Here is a 17937-nt window from a genome sequence, read left to right as displayed (position 1 = left end):
GCCCCGCGCCCTTGCTACAATCGCGAGCTCGCAGGAGAGGTGGATGAGCGGTTTAAGTCGCACGCCTGGAAAGCGTGTGTGGGTTAATAGCCCACCGCGGGTTCGAATCCCGCCCTCTCCGCCAGGCATCCAGTGAAGAGCCCCCGCAAGGGGGCTTTTTCATTGGTGAGTTCCCTCCCGCATCATCCCGCGTCGTCCCGCTTGATGGCGGCCGGGTAGAGCGGCGTTCTCGCAGCTTGCTCGAGCCCGCACTTGCGCTGGCGCGAACTCGCGCCCGACCATCAGGCGCGCATAGAAGTAGTCGTTGCGCACGCGGTCGTCCAGGCAGTCCAGGTGGACGCAGCCGGCGGCATCGCAGGGGAACGCCAGCGTGCGGCCGCCCGGATGAAGGGGCCGGAACTGCAGCAGGCACGCGGGCCCGTCACTTGAACGCGCGAACATGGTGCTCACCGGGCTCCCGCGCGGGCGCCGCAATGGCGCTGCAGCGTGGCTTCGAGGGCCTCGAGCGGCACGGGCTTGGCCAGGTGCGCAGCGAATCCGAGCGCCCGCGTGCGCCGCCGTGTGTCGACGTCGTCACGCGCCGAGCAAGCGATCAGCGTCGGCGCAGGCTCCAGTTGCTTGAGCACCGCCGCCGCGTCGAAGCCGTCCAGCACCGGCATGTTCAGGTCCAGCAGCACCGCGTCGTAGTGCCGCTGGCGGGCTTCGTCGATGGCGTCAAGGCCGTTGTACGCGATGCCCGTGGCATAGCCGGACAGCTGCAGCAGCAGGGCCAGGGTGTCGGCCACGTCGACGTTGTCGTCGACCACCAGGATGCGCGATGCGCAGCCGGTCTCGGTGAGGTCTGGCATGGTGAGTCCTTTCGTGGGATGTGGATTGGGGGCGCGAATGTCGTGCGCTCCGGTCAGTGCCGCAGCGGCACGATGCTGAAGCGCGCCACGTCCTGCGAGACGGCCAACTCGTGGGCGAGCAGGGCGGGGGACGTGGACCGCGACCGGTCGAGCGCAGTCACGCACAGGCGCCAGACCAGGTGGTTGTCGGAAAAGGAGAAGCTGAAGCTGGCGGGCAGCACGCGGTAGCCGTGCTTGAGCGCCATCGCCGCGAGGTCGCCGAGCTGCGGTGCCGCCTGGCTGGCGAAGGTGAGCGTCACGTCGAAGCTGGCCCGCCCGGGCAGGGTCCTCTCGATCTGGTGCACCAGGGTCATCGACAGCATGCACAGAGCGGCCAGCAGCAGAGCCGATGCGTAGAAGCCCACGCCCAGCAGCACACCGATGGCCGACGCGGCCCAGATCGACGCCGCAGTCGTTAGGCCGCTGATGTTCAGGCCGTCCTTGACGATCACCCCGGCGCACAGGAAGCCGATGCCGGTGACCACGCCTTGCACGATGCGCGTCGCGTCGGGCGCGGCCCCGGGCAGCGCGCCGCCGTACCACAGCGGCGCGAAGCCCACGAAGATGGTCAGCGCGGTGGATGCCATGCACACCAGCCCGTAGGTGCGCATGCCCGCCGCGCGCCCGTTGTACGAGCGCTCGTAGCCGACCGCCATCCCGAGCAGCAGCGCGCCCAGCAGGTTCAGGCCGATGAAGGCGTTGGCGGCGAGGAAGTCGCCGCGCCAGTACATCGCCAGGGCCGCGGGGGACATCACGGCTGCGCCTCGTCGCCGGCATCGTCCATCGGCGCGGCGCTCACTGCGGCCTCGCCCTGGGCGATGCCGAGGCTGCGGCGCAGGCGGCGGAACTCGGGCGAGGCCCGCAGCAACTCGCGCCCGGCGGCCTGCAGCTCGCGCGACTGCGAAGGCAGGATCTCGAACGCGGTGGGCACGTGCAGCAGCGAGTTGCGCCGGCTCTCGTCCTGCAGGTCGCGCAGGCGGATGTTGACCACAAAGATCTCGGCGTCGGCAGCAAACGGGCTGTCGCCGCGCCCGCGCAGCGCGCGCAGTTCCTCGGCGGCGCGGCGGGCGGTGTCCTTGACCAGCTCTGTCGTCTCCTCGGTCCAGCGCGAGCCGGCGCCGAACACCATCGCGTCGAGCACCTGGAAGGTTCCCGGCACCTTGTCGCTCTCGTCGATGCGGTCGGCCAGCGCGCGCTCGGAATTGACGACCACCAGCACGATCTTGTGCACCGAGCCGGACGGCAGCTGCTCGAAGCTCTCGTGCAGCGAGCCGCTGGCGATGGTGTGGTCGACCAGGCCGCGCACGCCCAGGTTGTCGGCCAGGCCGCCGTCGACCAGGTGGATGTAGGGCCGCTGGCGCGAGTCGCGGTAGCTGTCCGCAATGCGGCGCAGCAGCCGGGCCGACAGGTTGCCTTGCGCGCCGTGCACGGCGCGTGCCGGCAGCGCCGCGGGGCAGCTGCCCGCGTGGTTGCGCAGCGTCATCGGGCTGAGCAGCAGCGGGACGGACGACGACGCCGCCACCGCGAACGACAGCGGCACCGAGTCGAGATCCGAGCAGATCAGCGCGAACTGCTCGGGCGTGAATTCGAAGGGCGCGCCGGTGGTCAGGTCGGTGGCCGTCACCAGCAGGTGCGGCCAGTTGCGACGCCGGCGCACGTCGCCGAAGGTGGTGCCGCGGAAGACTGTCTCCAGCCGCTGCTCCAGCACGTTGCTGCGCCCGTACCAGGGCGAGCCGAGGCGGTACACGGTGGAGGGCGACAGGACCTGGCGTACCAGGCCGGCCTGGAAGTCGACGAGCAGGAAGTCCTTCTCGAAGCGCTCGAAGGTCTCGTCCCCGAAGGCGGCGTAGTGCGCGGCCAGGACGCTGCCGCCGGACACGCCGCTGATCAGCCCCACCTCGTCCAGCAGCGTGGTGTCGCGGCCGTCGACGGTGAAGCGCGTGGCCTTGAGCTCCTGCAGGACACCCAGGCCGAAGGCAGCGGCGCGCGCGCCCCCGCCCGAAAAGGTGACCGCGGCCACGATGGGTCGCGGCGCGGGGACGACAACCGGCGCCTGCAGCACCGGGGCGTCCTGCGGCAGCGGCTGGTTGATCCAGGGCCGTGCCGTCGAACAGGCGACCAGGACGAGGGCCGCCGCCGTGGCGCAGGCCGCCACACCGAAACGGCGGGCAATGCCTGCAAGGGTGCTGCTGCGGTCGCGTACCACGGCCGAAGCCTCGTCAGTGCGCCTGGGCGGCTTGCAGGGCCGGGGCGGCCGCGCTGCCGGGGGCGGGGCGCTGCACCTTGAACCACGCGGCGTACAGCGCGGGCACGAAGAAGATCGTCAGCACGGTGGCCACCGTCAGTCCGCCCATGATCGCGATCGCCATCGGGCCCCAGAACACGCTGCGGGTCAGCGGAACCATTGCCAGGACGGTGGCCAGCGCGGTCAGCACAACGGGGCGCGTGCGGAAGATGGCGGCATTGACCACCGCGGTCCACGGGTCGGAGCCCTGCTCGATCTCGATGCGCACCTGGTCGATCAGGATCACCGAGTTGCGCATGATCATCCCGCCCAGCGCAATGATTCCCAGGATCGCCACGAAGCCCAGCGGCGCGTGGAAGGCCAGCAGCGCCGCGACCACGCCGATCATCCCGAGCGGGGCGGTGAGGAACACCATCCACATCCGCGAGAAGTCGCGCAGCTGCAGCATCAGCAGCAGCAGGATGGTGACCACCATCGCGGGCACGATCGCCGCCAGGGCCTGGTTGGCCTTGTCGCTTTCCTCAACCGCGCCGCCGACGTCGATGCGGTAGCCGGTGGGCAGCCTGGCCTCGACGGCCTTGAGCAGCGGTCGGATCTCCTGCGTGACCGACACGCCCTGCTCGCCGTCCTGCACGTCGGCGCGCACGGTGATGGCCATGTCGCGGTTGCGGCGCCACAGCACCGGCTCCTGCAGCTCGTACCGCACGCGGGCGACCTGCGACAGCGGCACGACCGTGCCGGCGCGGGTGTACAGGTTGATGTCGGCCAGCGCGTCGACCTTGGTCCGCTCGGCCGGCACGGCGCGGGCGACGATGTCGACGAGGTCCTCGTGCTCGCGAAGCTGCGACAGGGTCGCGCCGTTCATCACGGTCTGCGTGACGAGGGACACCTCGGCCGGCGCGAGGCCCAGGGCGCGCGCCTTCTCCTGGTCGAGGTCGACCTTGAGCGAGCGCACCGGGTCGTTCCAGTCCAGCTGGACGTCACGCACCTTCGGGCTGGAGGCCACCACCTTCTCGACGTCGCGGGCGATCTGGCGCACCTTCTGCGTGTCGGGGCCGACGACGCGGAACTGCACCGGAAAACCCACGGGCGGGCCGAGCTCCAGCCGCTTGACGCGCACCCAGGCCTGGGGGAACTGCTGGTCCACGCTGGCCATCAGCCGCGAGCGCACGCGCTCGCGCGCCTGGATGTCTTTTGTCATCACGACGAATTGCGCGAAGCCCGGGTTGGGCAGCTCGGGGCTGAGCGCCAGGTAGAAGCGCGGCGCGCCGGCGCCCGTGTAGGCGGTGAAGAAGCTGACGTCGTCGTCCTTCTTCAGCACCGCTTCCATGCGCCTGACCTGGTCCTCGGTGGCGGCGAAGGACGAGCCTTCCTTCATGCGGATGTCCACGACCAGCTCCGGGCGCGAGCTGTTGGGGAAGAACTGCTGCGGCACGAGCTTCATCCCGAACAGCGCCAGCGCCAGGGCGCCCACGGTGACGCCGATCACGAGCCAGCGCTTGTCGATCGCCTGCGCGATCAGCCCGCGCAGGCGGCGGTAGAACGGCGTGTCGTACGCGTCGCCGCCGTGATGGTGCTTGCCGAAGTCATTGGGCAGCATCTTCACGGCCAGGTAGGGCGTGAACAGGCCCGACACCAGCCAGGACAGGATGACCGCGGCGCCGACGATCCAGAAGATGCCGCCGGCGTACTCGCCCGTGGCGGCCTTCGAAAAGCCGATCGGCATGAAGCCCACGGCGGTGATCAGCGCACCCGTCAGGCGCGGCATGGCGGTGGATTGGTAGGAGAAGGCAGCCGCCTTCACCCGGTCCCAGCCAGCCTCCATCTTCACCACCATCATCTCGATGGCGATGATCGCGTCGTCCACGAGCAGGCCCAGCGCGATGATCAGCGAACCCAGCGAGATGCGCTCGAGGTTCCAGCCCATCGCCAGCATCATCACGGCCACGGCGCCCAGCACCAGCGGCACGGAGGCGGCCACGATGAGGCCGGTGCGCCAGCCCAGGCTGGCCAGGCTGACCGCGATCACGATCACCAGCGCCTCGATCAGCGAGCGCTCGAAGTCCCACACGGCTTCCTTCACCGTGGTGGGCTGGTCGGCCACCCGCTCCAGTTCGACGCCGTAGGGCAGCTCGGCCTGCACCTTGGCCACGGCGTGCTCCATCGCCTTGCCCAGCTCGACGATGTTGCCGTCGTCGGCCATCGAGATGGCCATCATCACGACCTGCTCGCCGTTGTGGCGCACCGTGTAGGTCGACGGGTCCTCGAAGCCGCGGCGCACGGTGGCGAAGTCGCCCAGCTTGAGCGTGCGGCCGCCCACGGCGACGGGCACGTTGCGGATGTCGTCCAGGCTGATGAACTGGCCACTGACCTGCACCACGACGCGGTCGGTCGCGGTTTCGACCGCGCCGGCCGGCAGCACGGCGTTCTGGCTGCGCAGGCTCTCGGCGACCTGCGCCGGCGTGATGCCCATGGCGGCCAGGCGGGCGTGCGAGAACTCCACGTACACCTTCTTGGACTGCTTGCCGTACAGGTCGATCTTCTTCACCTTGGGCACCTTCAGGAGGGCGCGCTTGACGTCCTCCGCAGCGTCGCCCAGCTGGTCCTGGCCGATGCCGTCGCCCTTGACGGCGTACATCAGCCCGTACACGTCACCGAACTCGTCGTTGAACAGCGGGCCCTGCACGCCCTCGGGCAGCTCGCCGCGGATGTCCGACAGCTTCTTGCGCGCCTGGTACCAGGCCTCGCGCTGGTCCTTCCTGGACGTGCCGTCCTTGACGCTCAGCGTCAGGGCGCCATAGCCCTGGCGCGAGTAGGTGACGACCTTGTCGAAGTGGTCGATCTGCTCGAACTTCTTCTCGATGCGGTTCATCACCTCGTCCTGCAGCTGCTGCGCGGTGGCGCCCGGCCAGAGGACGACGGCGGTCATGGACGGCACCGAGAAGTTCGGGTCTTCCAGCTGCCCCAGCCTGTTGAAGCTGAACACCCCGGCGATCGACACCACCAGGATCAGGAACAGCACGATGGCGCGGTTCTCCAGCGCCCATTCGGACAGGTTGAACGACTTCATTGCGGAGCCTTCGCGGTGGTGGTGACTTCAGCGGCCACGGCGGGCGCCTGCGCCGGGGCGCCAGGGACGGCCACGCGCAGGCCCGGGGACATCTTCTGCACGCCTGCGGTGACGACGGTGGCGCCGGCCGGCGGGCCGGAGACCAGCACTTCGTCGTTGCGGTAGCCGTGCACGTTCACGCGCTCCAGGTCGACCGTGGCGGCCGACCCGCCCTCGCGCCGGTGCACGACCCAGACCGCAGGCTGGCCGCCGGCCTGCGTGATGGCGCTGGCGGGCAGCGTGGCCACCGGCGCGCCCGTGAGCGTCCGGTCCGCCAGCAGCGTGGCGGTCGCGCCCAGCGGCAGCTCGCGGGCGCTCGCGGGCTTCAGGCGCGCGCGATAGGTGCGCGTCTGCGTGGCCGCCTGCGGCGACAGCTCACGCAGCGTGACCTCGAACGCGTCGGACGGCGCGCTGGCCAGCGTCGCCCGGAACTTCGCGGCCTTGAACGCCGCGACGTGGTCCTCGGGCACGTCCACCACGATCTCGGGCTCGGCCTGGTTCGCGATCGACACCACCGGCTGGCCCTCGGCCACGACCTGGCCGACTTCCATCTTCAGCGCGGTGACGACGCCGCTGCGCGAGGCGCGCAGCACCGTGTACGCCAGGCGGTTGCGCGCCAGCTCCAGCTTGCGCGCCTCGGCCTCGGCCGCCGCCTTGCTGGTCTGTGCGCCGCTTTGCGCGCGCTCGTCGTCGGAGGCGCTCACCGAGCCGTCTCCCTTGAGCGCGCCGAGCCGCGCACGGTCCGACTCGGCCTGGTGGGCCTGCGCCAGCGCCGCCTTCAGCTGCTGCTGCGCGGCCTCCTCGGCCAGCTTGAAGTCGGTCTCGTCCAGGACGGCCAGCACTTCGCCCTCCTTGACGAACTGGCCGACCTCGACGCGGCGCTGCACGACCTTGCCGCCGACACGAAAGGCCTGGTCGACCTCGTGGCGCGACTGCACGGTGCCCACATAGCGGTTGGCCTCGCGGGCCTGGAGGTACTGGATCTCGGCCGTGCGCACGGGACGCAGCGGGGCGGCGGCCGGCGTGGCCGGCGAACAGGCGGACAGCAGCGCGGCGACCGGCAGGGCGGCGATGGCGGCTGCGAGCGGGAGGGGCTTCAAGGCGGGACCTCGTGAAGATGAATGAAGGAAGGGGATCAGGAATGAGCGGCGAGGGCGGCCTCGCGCGCTGGCGGCTGGCCGGTGACGGCGGACGCCGAGCCCGGGCGGGCCGGCTCGAAGGATTCCCAGCCGCCGCCGAGCGCCTTGTAGAGGCGCACGCTGTCGACCAGCAGCTGGGTCTGGCTGTCGTTGGCGCCCATGCTCACGGCCAGGCGCTGGCGCTGCGCGTCGAGCAGCGGCAGCAGGTCGATCTGCCCGCGCTCGTACAGCGAGCGCGCGCGGCCCAGCGCCGCATCGGCCGACGTGGCGGCCAGCTGCAGCGAGGCCGCGCGGCCGCGCTCCTGCTCCAGGGCAGCCAGCGCGTTCTCGACGTCCTCTAGCGCGCGCACCATGCCGTCCTCGGCGCGCAGCACGGCCTCGTTCTGGCCGGCTTCGGCGGCATCGTTAATGGCGCTCGTGCGGCCGGCGTTGAAGATCGGCATGGCGAGCAGCCCCGCGACGCTGCTGAAGCGGGCAGCACCGATCGGCGCGCCGTTGACGCTCAGGCTTTCGCGGCCGAAGGACGCGTTGAGGAACAAGCGCGGGAACCACTCGGCGGCGGCCTGCCGACGGCGCGCGTTGGCCGCATCCACCTGCGCCAGCAGTGCCTGCACGTCGGGGCGGCGTGCCAGCAGCGTCGCCGGCTGGCCCGGACGCGCTTGCGGCACGGTGATCGTGCCGTTCCACGGCACGATGGACCAGGCGTTGGACGCCTGGTCGCCCACCAGCACCGCGATGCGGTGGCGCGCGATGGCGGTGGCGGTCTCCAGCGGCGGGATCGCCGCGTGGGCCTGGGCGGCGGCGGTCTGCGCGCGCTCGACGTCGAACGCGGTGGCCAGGCCCACGCGCTGGCGGGCGGTGACCAGCCGCAGCGTCTCGTCCTGCGCCGTCGCGATCGCTCGTACCGTCTCCAGCTGGCGCAGCGCCCCGGCCAGGTTGAAGTAGTTCTCGGCGACGTCGCTGATCACGAGCAGGCGCACGCCGCGCGCGCCGTGCTCGGCGGCCAGCGCGTCAGCCGCGGCGGCGGACGCCCCGGCGCGCAGGCGGCCCGACAGGTCCGCTTCCCAGGCGACGTCCAGGCTGCCGGCCTGGCCGCGCACGTCGGGCATCTGCTGGCGGATCGCGGCGCCGTAACCCGTGCTGTTGTCCACCCCGGAGACGTTCACGCCGACGCTGGGCAGCAGCCACGAGCGGCTGATCGTCTCGCCAGCGCGCGCGGCGCGGACGCGCTCGGCGGCGATGCGCACGTCGCGGTTCTGGCGCGCCGCGCGCTGCACCAGGTCGCTCAACACGGGGTCGCCATAGGCGTCCCACCACGCGGCTTCCGGCTCGAGCGGGCCGGGTGCGGCGGCTGCGAAGCGGTCGGGCACGTCGACCCTGGGAGCGAGCACGGGCGTCGAGCAGCCCGCGAGGAAGAGGGCGACGGCGGCCGCGGCGAGCGTCGCGTGGAGCGGCGATCCGCGGCGGCGCGCCGGGGAGGCAGGAAGGTTGGGCATCGTGGTGGCAATCGGCTGCTGGCAATGGCGTACAGCGTAGGAAGCGGGCGGCCCGAAGTCGTCAGCGCCGCGTCGGCGTTCGGTCGTGAATGCGTCGGTCATGGCGTGGACGGAGCGTCGTCGGGAGTCGTGGGCCGCAGTTCGCGCGCGAGCGCCTCCAGCAGCCCGCTGGCGGAGTCGAATTCCTGCTGGCGCCCGGTGACAAGGCTTTCGAGCCGGCCGGCGATCGCGTCGGGTCTTGCGTCGCCGCGCAGCTTGAGCACGTACGCGCGGCGGTTGGGGTACTTGGATTCGGCGTTGAGGACCATCGGGTACTCGGGTTCTGGGTGGCGAAGGGGAGCGGATGCGCGGTCTCGCATCCACGGCCTGCATGGTGTCGGGGGCGGCCGAGGAAGTCGTCGGCGCACGGTCGCCGTTCGGTCGCGGTTGGCCGCCGCGGCGCATTCCGACGCAATTGCGACCGCCCGCTGACGACACGCCATGCGCGCGTGCCTAGCATCGACCGCCGATGGACCTGCGCCTTTCCCCCCACCGCGTTCTGGCTGCCGCCGCCCTCGCGCTCGCGCTGTGGGTGCTGCACGATTTGCTTCCCGCGCTACTGGCGGCCGGCGTCATCGCGGTGGCGAGCTGGCCTCTGTACGAGCGCTTCGCGGCGCGCGTGCCGCGCCGGCTGGGCCGCGACGTGCCGCCCCTGCTGTTCACGATGGCGATCACGTTGTTCGTGCTGGCGCCTCTGCTGCTGGCACTGGCTGCACTGCTGGGCGAGGCGCACGCGCTGCTGGGCGACCTGGCCGAGGCCGACCGCAGCGGCATCGCGGTCCCCGGGTGGATCGGCGACCTGCCGGTGCTCGGCGCCTGGGCCGCTGACCGCTGGCAGGCAGAGCTGGGCCATCCGCGCGGCCTGCTCGCGCTCGTGCAGCGCGCCGACCCCGCGTCCTTGTTGGGCTGGGTGCAGGCGCTGGGCCGCTTCACCTTGCGGCAGGCGCTGGTGATCGCGTTCGCCGTCCTGCTGCTGCATTGGCTGTACGCGGACGGCCGCGCGCTGGCCGCGGCGGCGCAGCGCTGGTCGACGGAGGCGCTCGGCCCGCAAGGCAGCCGCTACCTCGACCTGGTCACGCGCGGCGTGCGCGCGTCCGTCCACAGCATGCTGGCCCTCGCGCTGTTCGACGGCCTCGCCTCGGCCGCAGCCTACGCCGTCATCGGGGCGCCGCGGCCCGCCGTGTGGGGCGCGATCACCGGCCTGCTGGCCACTGTGCCCTTTCTCGGTTATGCGGCAGTCGGCGCCCTGGTCCTGCGCCTGGCGATCAGCGGCCTGGCGCATGGGGCGATTGCGTGCGCTGTGGCCGCCACCGTCGTGCTGCTGGTAGGCGACAAGGTTGTGCGGCCCGCGGTCACGCGAAGCGGCCTGCGGTTGCCGTTCGCCTTCGTGCTGGTGGGCTGCGTGGGCGGCTTCGAAACGCTAGGCCTGGTGGGGCTGGTGCTTGGGCCGGTGGTGCTCAGTGTGGCGGCGGAGGCGCTGCAGGAGCGCGTTCGAGCACGCGTTCGATGACGCAGTGCATCTGCGGCAGCCGCGCGGCCAGGTCCGCCCGGGCCTGCTCGTCCCGCGGCGTGCCGTGGCCGTCGGCGCACAGGCGGGTCAGCACGAACAACTCCAGCCCGGTCGCGTCCTGCGCGCGCGCTTCGTCGAGCGCGCGTTGCATCGCCTGGCGCGCGCCGGCGTCGTCCTCGCGCTGACACGCGATCGCCGCCTGCAACAGGTGCAGCTGCGGCAGGTACACGCGCTCGGCCTGCGCCTGCGCCGCGCGCAATGCGTCGTCGAGTTCGCGCTGCGCCCCGGCGAGGTCGCCGGCGTGCAGCAGCGCTTCGGCCGCGTAGCCCAGCACCTCGCTGCCACCCGACAGCATCCCCAGCCGCGTGTTTTCCTCGTAGGCGTCTCGGATGCGGCGCCAGCCTTCCAGCGCCCGGCCCGACCGCGCCTCGGCCCAGCCGCGAAACCAGCGGCGCGCGGCGCGGCCCTGCGCCAGGTCGTGTTCGTCGGCCAGGGCGTCCATCGCGTCCGCGGTTTGCGCGACGCGCTGCGTGTCGCCCAGGCGAACGGCGACCAGCGCCTCGTACCACAAGGCCACAAGGCGGGCCATGGGCTCGCGCAGGCGCAGCGCGCGCTCGTGCGCCTGGGCCAAGCGGGCCTGCGCGTCCTCGACCTGACCCAGTTGCACCAGCTCCATGCCGAGCATGCCCAGCAGGGTGACCTGCGGGTCGGCTACGGAGACGAGATCCGGCGCGGCGGGCAGCGAGGCTGCCTCGCCCAGCGCGCGCCCGGCGCCCGCGCAGGCTGCACGCGGGCGGCCCTGCAGCAGGTCGACCTCGGCATGGATGATGCCGGCGGCCAGCTGTAGCGCGGGGTCGTCCTGCGCGCCGGGGAGCGCGCCGGCGCGATCGGCGACGGCGAGGGCCTGCGCGTACTCGGCCCGCAGCGACAGCAGGAAGCCATAGCCGTGCAGCAGCAGGCCGCGCAGCGGATGCCGCGGCTGTCCGTCGAGAAGGGCGTACGCGCGCTGAAACGCGTCGCGCGCGTCCGTTCCCATGCCGGTGGCGTGCACCGCCGCCACACCGCGCAGCGTGTGCGCGGCGAAGTCCGCCGCATCGCGGTCGGGGCCTGCGGGCGCCTGCTCGACCAGGCGCGCCGCGCGCGCCGTGAATGCCAGGCATGCCTCCACGCCGTGCTGCTGCAAGGCTGCCTGGGCGGCGACAACCGTGTGGCGCAGCGCGGCCAGCGGCTGCCGCCCGCGCTCGAAATGCATGGCCAGCTCGCCGGCGGCGACCTCCACGCCGATTGCCTGCTCCTGCTCCAGTGCCAGGCCGGCGCGCACATGCCATTGCGTGCGTTCGAGGGGCGCGAGCCGCTCGTAGAGCACCTGGCGGTACAGCGCATGGCGGAACACATACGGCGCGTCGTCGGAGTCCGGCGTCGCGCGCGGCGCCACCAGCCACAGTTGCTCGCGCGCGAGCTGCTCGCACGCGTGCGCCACGTCGGCGGCGTCGCGGTCGAGCATGTGAGCGACAGTGCCGGAGCGGAACTCGGTGCCGCACACCGCGGCGGCCGACAGCAGCGTGCGCTCCGGGGTGGGCAGGCGAACGATGGCGCGATCGATGATGGCCACCAGGTTCTCCGGGATGGCGACGCTCGCCACGTGCCGCACCGCATCGCGCCCGGGAACGGTCGTCGCGCCGTCGCCCGCCGCCTCCTTCAGCACGGACGCGACGAACAGCGGCACGCCGTCGGTGCGCTCGTGCAGCGTGCGCACGAACCCTTCGTCGGCAGCCAGCCCCGGCGACAGCTGCCCCACGTACGCGGCCACCTCGGTCTCGGAGAAGGGATCGAGCACGATTTCCTCGCACAGACCGTGCAGGCGCAGCTCGTGGCGCAGCGGGTTCAGCGGGTGGTCCAGCGCGACCACCTCGGCCAGGCGGAAGCTGGCCAGCCACATCAGCCGCGAGGGGCCGTGCCGGCGCGCGAGGTAGTCGAGCAGCTGCAGGGTGGCGCGGTCGCTCCAGTGCAGGTCCTCGGTGACCAGCAGCAAGGGCCGCTGCTCGGTGCCACGGTCCAGCAGCTCGCCGAACTCGCGCAGCATGCGCTCGGGCCCGACGCCGGCGAGTTCGCGCCGCAGCGCGTCGCGTTCGGCCGGCGTGCACAGCCACGGCAACTGCAGCAGCCAGGTCGGCGCGACGGTGCGCAGCAGGTCGGCGAGGCTGGGGTCGATGCGGCAGGCGGCGGCCAATGCCTCGAGCACCGGCAGGTAGGGCTCGCCGGCGCCGTAGCTCTCGACGCAGTGCCCGCGCGCGACGGCCACCGGGCCCAGCCGCGCGGCGAAGTTCTCGACCAGCGTCGTCTTGCCGATACCCGGCTCGCCGGCGATCCACACGATCTGGCGGCGGCCGTGGGACGCGGCTTGCCAGGCACGGGCCAAGCGGTCCAGCGCAGCAGCACGGCCGATGAAGGCCGGGTCTTGCGGCGCCAGGTCGACGCCCACCGGCGCGGGGGCCGCGATGGGGGCGGGCGACGCCATGCGGGCAGCTGCCGAGCCAGCGATGAAGCGGTAGCCGCGCCGCGGCACCGTCTCGATCAGGCGCGGCTGGCGCGGGTCGTCGCCCAGCGCGGTGCGCAGGTCGCTGATGGCGGTCTTGAGCACCGAGTCGCTGACGAACTGGTGGCCCCATACGCTGTCCAGCAGCGCGTCCTTGCTCAGCAGCGTCCCGGGGCGACGCGCCAGCGCACAGAGCAGGGCAAACGGCGTGGGCGGCAGCGCCACGGGCCGGTCGCCGCGGCGCAGCGACGCATTGGCCTCGTCGAGGTCGAACTCGGCGAAGCGAACGCGCAGCGGTTCAGGGGCGGGGGCAGGGCGGGCCACGGCGGGATGGGACGCAGCGATCACGTTCTACCACCGGGCCGGCCTCCGGGCCAGCCCGTCGGACACGCTTGCAAAATGTTGAACACTGTTGTTCAATTCTAACCTGTATCGTCCCCGCGCCCCTCCATGCCGTCTCCCGCCGTCTTGCATCCCACCAAGCGCCGCATCCACGCGGCGGCGCTGCGCCTGTTCGCCGACAGCGGCGCCACGCAGCTGGCCATCAGCGACCTCGCGGCCGAGGCGGGCGTCGCGCGCGGCACCGTGTACAGCCACGTGCCGGAGGGCTCTCCCCTGTTCGAGGAGGTGGCCAGTCACCTGGTGGACGAGATGAACCACCGACTCGCGCTGTGCTTCGCGCAAATCGAGGATCCGGCCATGCGCCTCGCGGTCGGCGTGCGTCACTACGTGCGGCGCGCGCATGCCGAGCCCGACTGGGGCCGCTTCGTGATGCGCTTCGCGTACACCAGCGCGCCGCTGCAACGACTGTGGAACAGCGGTCCCGGCGAAGACCTGCGCCAGGGCCTGCAGACCGGCCGCTACTCGGTGCGCCGCGCGCAGCTGCGCGCGATGCTCGGCATGGCCGTCGGCGGCGTGCTCAGCGCGATGGCCTCGGTGCTCGAGGGCGACGCCACTTGGCGCGCGGCGGGCTCCGACCTGGCCGAGTTGCTGCTCGTCGCGCTCGGGCTCGACGCGAAGGAAGCGCGCGGGCTGGCCGTCGCGCCGCTGCCGGACCTACCCCCCTCGAACTGAAGGACCTCTCCATGGCAAGCATCACCCTCCTGGGCGCGACCGGTTCGCTCGGCGCCCACGTCGCCCGGCAGGCGCTCGCGACCGGCCACGACCTCACCGTGTTCGTCCGCAACCCTGCGCGGTTGGCGCCCGAGACCGCGGCGGGGGCGCGCATCGCCTCCGGCGACCTGTTGCTGTCGCCAGTGAACGCCATCGCCGACTGCGTGGCCGGCCAGGACGCGCTGCTCGCGTGCGCCGGCCTGGTCACCGAGGGGCAGCGCTTCGTCGAGCTGGTCGACCGCGTCGTGACCGCGATCGAGTCGCTGCCGATCGGCCGGCAGCCACGGGTCGCGTGGTTTCTCGCCGGCGCCGGCCTGCTTGCGCTCGACGCCAACGGGCGGCGCGGGGTGGACCTGCCCAAGGTGCGCGACACCTACTGGCCACACGCGCGCAACTTCGAACGCCTGCAGCGTTCCAGCATCACTTGGCGCCTGCTGTGCCCCGGCCCCATGGTGCAGGGCGATCCGATCGGCCTGGAGCGCCTGCGCGTCACGACCGAGGTGCTGCCTTCGCCACTGCCCGGCTGGGCCGCGCGGCTGCCTTCACCGCTCGTGCTGCCGCTGTTCGCAGCGCACATCCCCGAGATGATCGTGCCGTACGCGGATGCCGCCGCGTACATGCTGGCGCACCTCACTCCGGACGCCGGCCTGGACCGGCGTCGCGTCGGCCTCGCGCTGCCCCCCGGCATGAAGGGCCGCAAGGACCACTGGGCAGCGCGGTCGACGCAAGCCGCCTGAGTTGGACCTGCATGTCCGCTGGACGGGCCCCGCGCGTGGAGTGTCGAACGAATTTGCAAGGAGCGGAGCGACTCTGGGGCCTCCATCGCGCCGCTCGGGCAAACGGAGCTGGCAGACGGTCGGCAGGTTGATGGGTAAGTCTGCGCAAGGGCCCGAACGCGGCGACAGCTGTACGGTTTGGGGGACGCCCTCTCCGCCACGAGTCTGAAGAAACGCCCCTTTCCAGGGGCTTTTTTCATGGGCGATCCGGCGCTCGGGCGGCGCAGGAACGGGGAGCGCGCCCGCATGCGGGGCCGACCGGGGCCGCGCCCGTGACGGTTGTCCCGCGGAGGTTGGGACATTCCGGCCATGGCGCTGGACGGCCAGGTGCGAACAATGGGACGGAGCGCGCCTTCGTCCCAGGAGTTCGTGATGCCCGACCCCGCGAGTCCCGAGTTGCCGTCCGCACCACGTGCTCGGGTGGTCTCCCCGGTCCGTGGGCGCGAGACCATGCGCGACCGCATCGATCATTGGGCGACTGTCCGCGGCGCCGAGCCGGCCTTGCTGGACTTCGGGCGCACGGTGACCTATGGGGAACTGTCGACCTTCATCGCCACGGGGGCCGCAGCGCTGGCCGGCGCCGGATTGGGGCCTGGATGCCGCGTGGGGGCGATCGCCGCGCAGGAGGCGGCCGGCGCGCAGGTCGCACTGGCGATCGCTTGCACCTGTGCGCTCGTTCCGCTCAGCGCGTCCCTGCCGCCGGCCGAGATGGCGGGCCTGGTCCGCGAGTTCGAACTGGACGCCATCGTGCTGGCGCAGGACATCCCGCAGGCATTGCGGTCGACCGTGCTGGCCTGCGGCGTCACGGTCCTGCAAGCCCGGGACGACGGGTGGGAGGTGCTGGCCCAAGGGCCGCGTCCGGCACCAGGCACGGTGCAGGCGCTGGCCGACGTGGCGCTGCTGCTGCGCTCGTCGGGAACGACGGGCCGCCCCAAGGTGGTCGCCGTCACCCACGAGAACCTGATCTCGATGGCCGGCAAGGTCGGCTCGCCGGACTGGTTCGGCCTCGGGCCGCAGGACCGCACGGTCGCCATGCTGCCGCTGCACTACGCGGCCGGCTTGAAGAACCTGCTGCTGGTGCCGATGATCCTGGGCGCCTCGGTGGGCTTTCCTGCGGCGGGTGCCGCCCTCGACGCGCCGGCCTGGCTGGACCGGCTGCGGCCCACCTATCTCTGCACGACCCCCACCACGCTGCGGACCCTCGTGGAACGCCTGTCCACCGCCGAGGCCTCGCCGGCCGCATCGTCCCTGCGCTTCATCATGTGCGGCGCGTCGTACCTGCCCAACGAACTTCGCCTGGCAGCGGAAGGTCTCCTGGGAGCGCCCGTCCTGGAGTACTACGGACTCAGCGAGGCCGGCGTGATGGCGGCCAATCCCGTGTCCGTCGGCCTGGCGAAGCCGGGCACGACGGGCGTGGCGGCGCCAGGCGAACTGTTCATCGCCGACCCGTCCGGCCATGAGCTGCCGCGCGGGGAGGTCGGGCAGATCGTCGTGCGCGGCCCATCGGTCTCGCCGGGCTACGTGCGGGACGGTGTGTTGTCGGGTGAGCAGACCGGGACCGGGGGCTGCCTGCCCACCGGCGACCTCGGCTGGATCGACGACCAAGGCTATCTCACGATCTCGGGCCGGACCAAGGAAGTCATCAACCGCGGCGGGGAAAAGGTGTTCCCGTACGAGGTGGAAAAGGCGCTCCTGGCGCACCCCGACGTCCTGGAGGTCGCGGTCTTCGGCGTGCCGCACCCGCGGCTGGGCGAGGGCGTCGCGGCCGCCGTGGTGGCCAGGCCGGGCAGGGCGGTCTCCGCCCAGGACCTGACGTCGTTCCTTGCCATGCGGATCGCGCGGTTCAAGATCCCGCACGGCATCCGCACGGTGGCCGAGCTGCCGCGCGGGCCGACCGGCAAGGTGCTGCGGCCGAAGCTGGTCGAGCAGCATCTTCACGAGCGGCCCGCGGCCGTGGTGCCGGATTCGCTCTTCGAGCTGGAGGTGCTCGACCTCTGGCGGCGCCTGCTCGGGACGCCGGCGATCGGCGTCGACGACGACTTCCAGGACAAGGGGGGTGACTCGCTGCTCGCGGCCGACATGCTGCTGCAGGTCGAGCAGCTGGCCGGCATCTCGCTCGAGGGCTTCGCGCCGCCGGTGCTCACCGTGCGCGCGATCGCCGACGCGGTGGCGGACGGACTGCCCCTCAGCCCCGGCTTGCTGACGTCGGTGAAGAACGGATGGGGCGCGCCGCTGTTCTTCTGCCATGGCGACCATGCGGCCGCCGGCGTCTACGCGCACCGGCTCGCGGCCCAGCTGCCGGACCGACGCTCCGTCTTCCTGCTCAACTGCCTGGAGGACGACGCGCGCTGCGACATCGAGGCGGCCGCGGCCGCGTACCTGCCGGACGTGCTGCGCGCCGCTGCCGGGTCCCCCGTCTTCCTCGGCGGCTACTGCAACACCGGCCTCATCGCATGGCACCTGGCGCACCTGCTGCGCGCCAAGGGCGTGGATGTGGCCGGCGTCCTGCTGGTGGAGACGCCCTCGCTCAATGGCGGGCGCGACCTGCGCGCCACGGCGGCGATGCTCCGGGGCGCCGGTCTGCTGCTCCCCGGGCGCGTCGGGACCTTCGTGCGCGACGAGGCGATGCGCGGGTTCTGGGCCTTGAAGCGCAAGGGCCTGCGCCGGTTCGCGGCGGCGGCGGCCCGGCGGGCCGCGCGGTGGATGCGCGCCGGCCGGCGCACACCGCCGGCCGACCGGCACGCGCGTCACGCGCAACTGGCCGTGACGTACTACGAGCGAATGGCGCGCTACGTCCCTCCGCGCATCGACGTGCCCGTGACCTGCGTCGTGGCCGAGGAGGGCGTTCCATTCGACACCGATCCGTCCCGCTGGCGCAGCTGGACGCCCGAGGTCCGGGTGATGCGGATACCGGGCGGCCATTACTCCGCCGTGGTGACGCATCGCGAGGCCCTGGCCGCCGCCCTGGAACACGCGATGGGCCAGGCGGCGCAGCCGAGCGTTCCCGCTGCAGCCGCCTGGCCCGCGGCCAGCCGATCCTGAGCCGCCGCGGCCCGCCGCGGTGCGATGCAACCCGCCGGGGGTCGA

The 17937-nt window shown here is 72.3% G+C and carries 12 protein-coding genes and 1 tRNA gene; 5 read left to right on the top strand and 8 right to left on the bottom strand.

Translation table 11 applies throughout. From position 1 onward, the window contains the following. Positions 1-33: 33 nt before the first annotated feature. A tRNA-Ser gene (locus AC3ANR_RS12045) sits at positions 34-124 on the top strand. A 322-nt stretch (positions 125-446) separates the two neighbouring features. On the opposite strand, the gene AC3ANR_RS12040 is transcribed toward AC3ANR_RS12045, so the two are convergent. The 7 genes from AC3ANR_RS12040 to AC3ANR_RS12010 all read right to left on the bottom strand — a co-directional run bounded on the left by AC3ANR_RS12040 (position 447) and on the right by AC3ANR_RS12010 (position 9184). Continuing rightward, positions 447-848 (bottom strand): response regulator, encoded by a 402-nt coding sequence (locus AC3ANR_RS12040; protein WP_488288352.1) that lies wholly within the window; start codon positions 846-848, stop codon positions 447-449. A gap of 53 nt (positions 849-901) precedes the next feature. Then, positions 902-1639: an MgtC/SapB family protein gene (locus AC3ANR_RS12035; RefSeq protein ID WP_488288351.1), complete on the bottom strand. Its 738-nt coding sequence runs from the start codon at positions 1637-1639 to the stop codon at positions 902-904. Continuing rightward, positions 1639-3042 (bottom strand): patatin-like phospholipase family protein, encoded by a 1404-nt coding sequence (locus tag AC3ANR_RS12030; RefSeq protein WP_488288350.1) that lies wholly within the window; start codon positions 3040-3042, stop codon positions 1639-1641. The genes AC3ANR_RS12035 and AC3ANR_RS12030 overlap by 1 nt, the downstream gene beginning before the upstream one ends. A 64-nt stretch (positions 3043-3106) precedes the next feature. Next, positions 3107-6202: an efflux RND transporter permease subunit gene (locus AC3ANR_RS12025; protein ID WP_488288349.1), complete on the bottom strand. Its 3096-nt coding sequence runs from the start codon at positions 6200-6202 to the stop codon at positions 3107-3109. Next, positions 6199-7341, bottom strand: a complete 1143-nt coding sequence (locus AC3ANR_RS12020; RefSeq protein WP_488288348.1) for an efflux RND transporter periplasmic adaptor subunit — start codon at positions 7339-7341, stop codon at positions 6199-6201. Before AC3ANR_RS12020 ends, AC3ANR_RS12025 begins: the two co-directional genes overlap by 4 nt. Positions 7342-7376: 35 nt before the next feature. Next, positions 7377-8876: an efflux transporter outer membrane subunit gene (locus AC3ANR_RS12015; protein WP_488288347.1), complete on the bottom strand. Its 1500-nt coding sequence runs from the start codon at positions 8874-8876 to the stop codon at positions 7377-7379. Between the two features lie 98 nt (positions 8877-8974). Further along, a complete protein-coding gene (locus AC3ANR_RS12010) occupies positions 8975-9184 on the bottom strand; it encodes a hypothetical protein (protein WP_488288346.1) in 210 nt (69 codons plus the stop codon). 200 nt (positions 9185-9384) lie between these two features. Here AC3ANR_RS12010 and AC3ANR_RS12005 point away from each other — a divergent pair, with 200 nt between their 5' ends. Continuing rightward, entirely contained in the window at positions 9385-10425 is a 1041-nt protein-coding gene (locus AC3ANR_RS12005) for an AI-2E family transporter (protein WP_488288345.1), read from the top strand. On the opposite strand, the gene AC3ANR_RS12000 is transcribed toward AC3ANR_RS12005, so the two are convergent. After that, positions 10373-13285, bottom strand: coding sequence for an ATP-binding protein (locus AC3ANR_RS12000; RefSeq protein WP_488288344.1), 2913 nt, complete (start codon positions 13283-13285; stop codon positions 10373-10375). The two genes, AC3ANR_RS12005 and AC3ANR_RS12000, sit on opposite strands and share 53 nt — an antisense overlap. Before the next feature lie 126 nt (positions 13286-13411). Here AC3ANR_RS12000 and AC3ANR_RS11995 point away from each other — a divergent pair, with 126 nt between their 5' ends. The 3 genes from AC3ANR_RS11995 (at position 13412) to AC3ANR_RS11985 (ending at position 17892) form a co-directional block, all read left to right on the top strand. Further along, entirely contained in the window at positions 13412-14035 is a 624-nt protein-coding gene (locus tag AC3ANR_RS11995; RefSeq protein ID WP_488288343.1) for a TetR/AcrR family transcriptional regulator, read from the top strand. 11 nt (positions 14036-14046) lie between these two features. After that, the gene (locus AC3ANR_RS11990; RefSeq protein WP_488288342.1) at positions 14047-14811 is read left to right on the top strand and encodes an NAD(P)-dependent oxidoreductase; all 765 of its coding nucleotides are present in this window, start codon (positions 14047-14049) and stop codon (positions 14809-14811) included. A gap of 489 nt (positions 14812-15300) precedes the next feature. Next, positions 15301-17892 carry an AMP-binding protein gene (locus tag AC3ANR_RS11985; RefSeq protein ID WP_488288341.1) on the top strand — a complete coding sequence of 864 codons (2592 nt, stop codon included), beginning with the start codon at positions 15301-15303 and terminating at the stop codon, positions 17890-17892. Positions 17893-17937 lie beyond the last annotated feature (45 nt).

The organism is Ramlibacter sp. JJN2-2R, from assembly GCF_057747835.1.
Note: the sequence above shows the minus strand (reverse complement) of the source record. Positions and strands in the feature narration are given on the sequence as shown.

Coding starts and splice junctions, on each gene's coding strand:
- AC3ANR_RS11990 (WP_488288342.1), top strand. CDS start 14,047: ATGGCAAGCATCACCCTCCTGGGCGCGACCGGTTCGCTCGGCGCCCAC.
- AC3ANR_RS12015 (WP_488288347.1), bottom strand. CDS start 8,876: ATGCCCAACCTTCCTGCCTCCCCGGCGCGCCGCCGCGGATCGCCGCTC.
- AC3ANR_RS11985 (WP_488288341.1), top strand. CDS start 15,301: ATGCGCGACCGCATCGATCATTGGGCGACTGTCCGCGGCGCCGAGCCG.
- AC3ANR_RS12040 (WP_488288352.1), bottom strand. CDS start 848: ATGCCAGACCTCACCGAGACCGGCTGCGCATCGCGCATCCTGGTGGTC.
- AC3ANR_RS12005 (WP_488288345.1), top strand. CDS start 9,385: ATGGACCTGCGCCTTTCCCCCCACCGCGTTCTGGCTGCCGCCGCCCTC.
- AC3ANR_RS12010 (WP_488288346.1), bottom strand. CDS start 9,184: ATGGTCCTCAACGCCGAATCCAAGTACCCCAACCGCCGCGCGTACGTG.
- AC3ANR_RS12025 (WP_488288349.1), bottom strand. CDS start 6,202: ATGAAGTCGTTCAACCTGTCCGAATGGGCGCTGGAGAACCGCGCCATC.
- AC3ANR_RS12035 (WP_488288351.1), bottom strand. CDS start 1,639: ATGTCCCCCGCGGCCCTGGCGATGTACTGGCGCGGCGACTTCCTCGCC.
- AC3ANR_RS11995 (WP_488288343.1), top strand. CDS start 13,412: ATGCCGTCTCCCGCCGTCTTGCATCCCACCAAGCGCCGCATCCACGCG.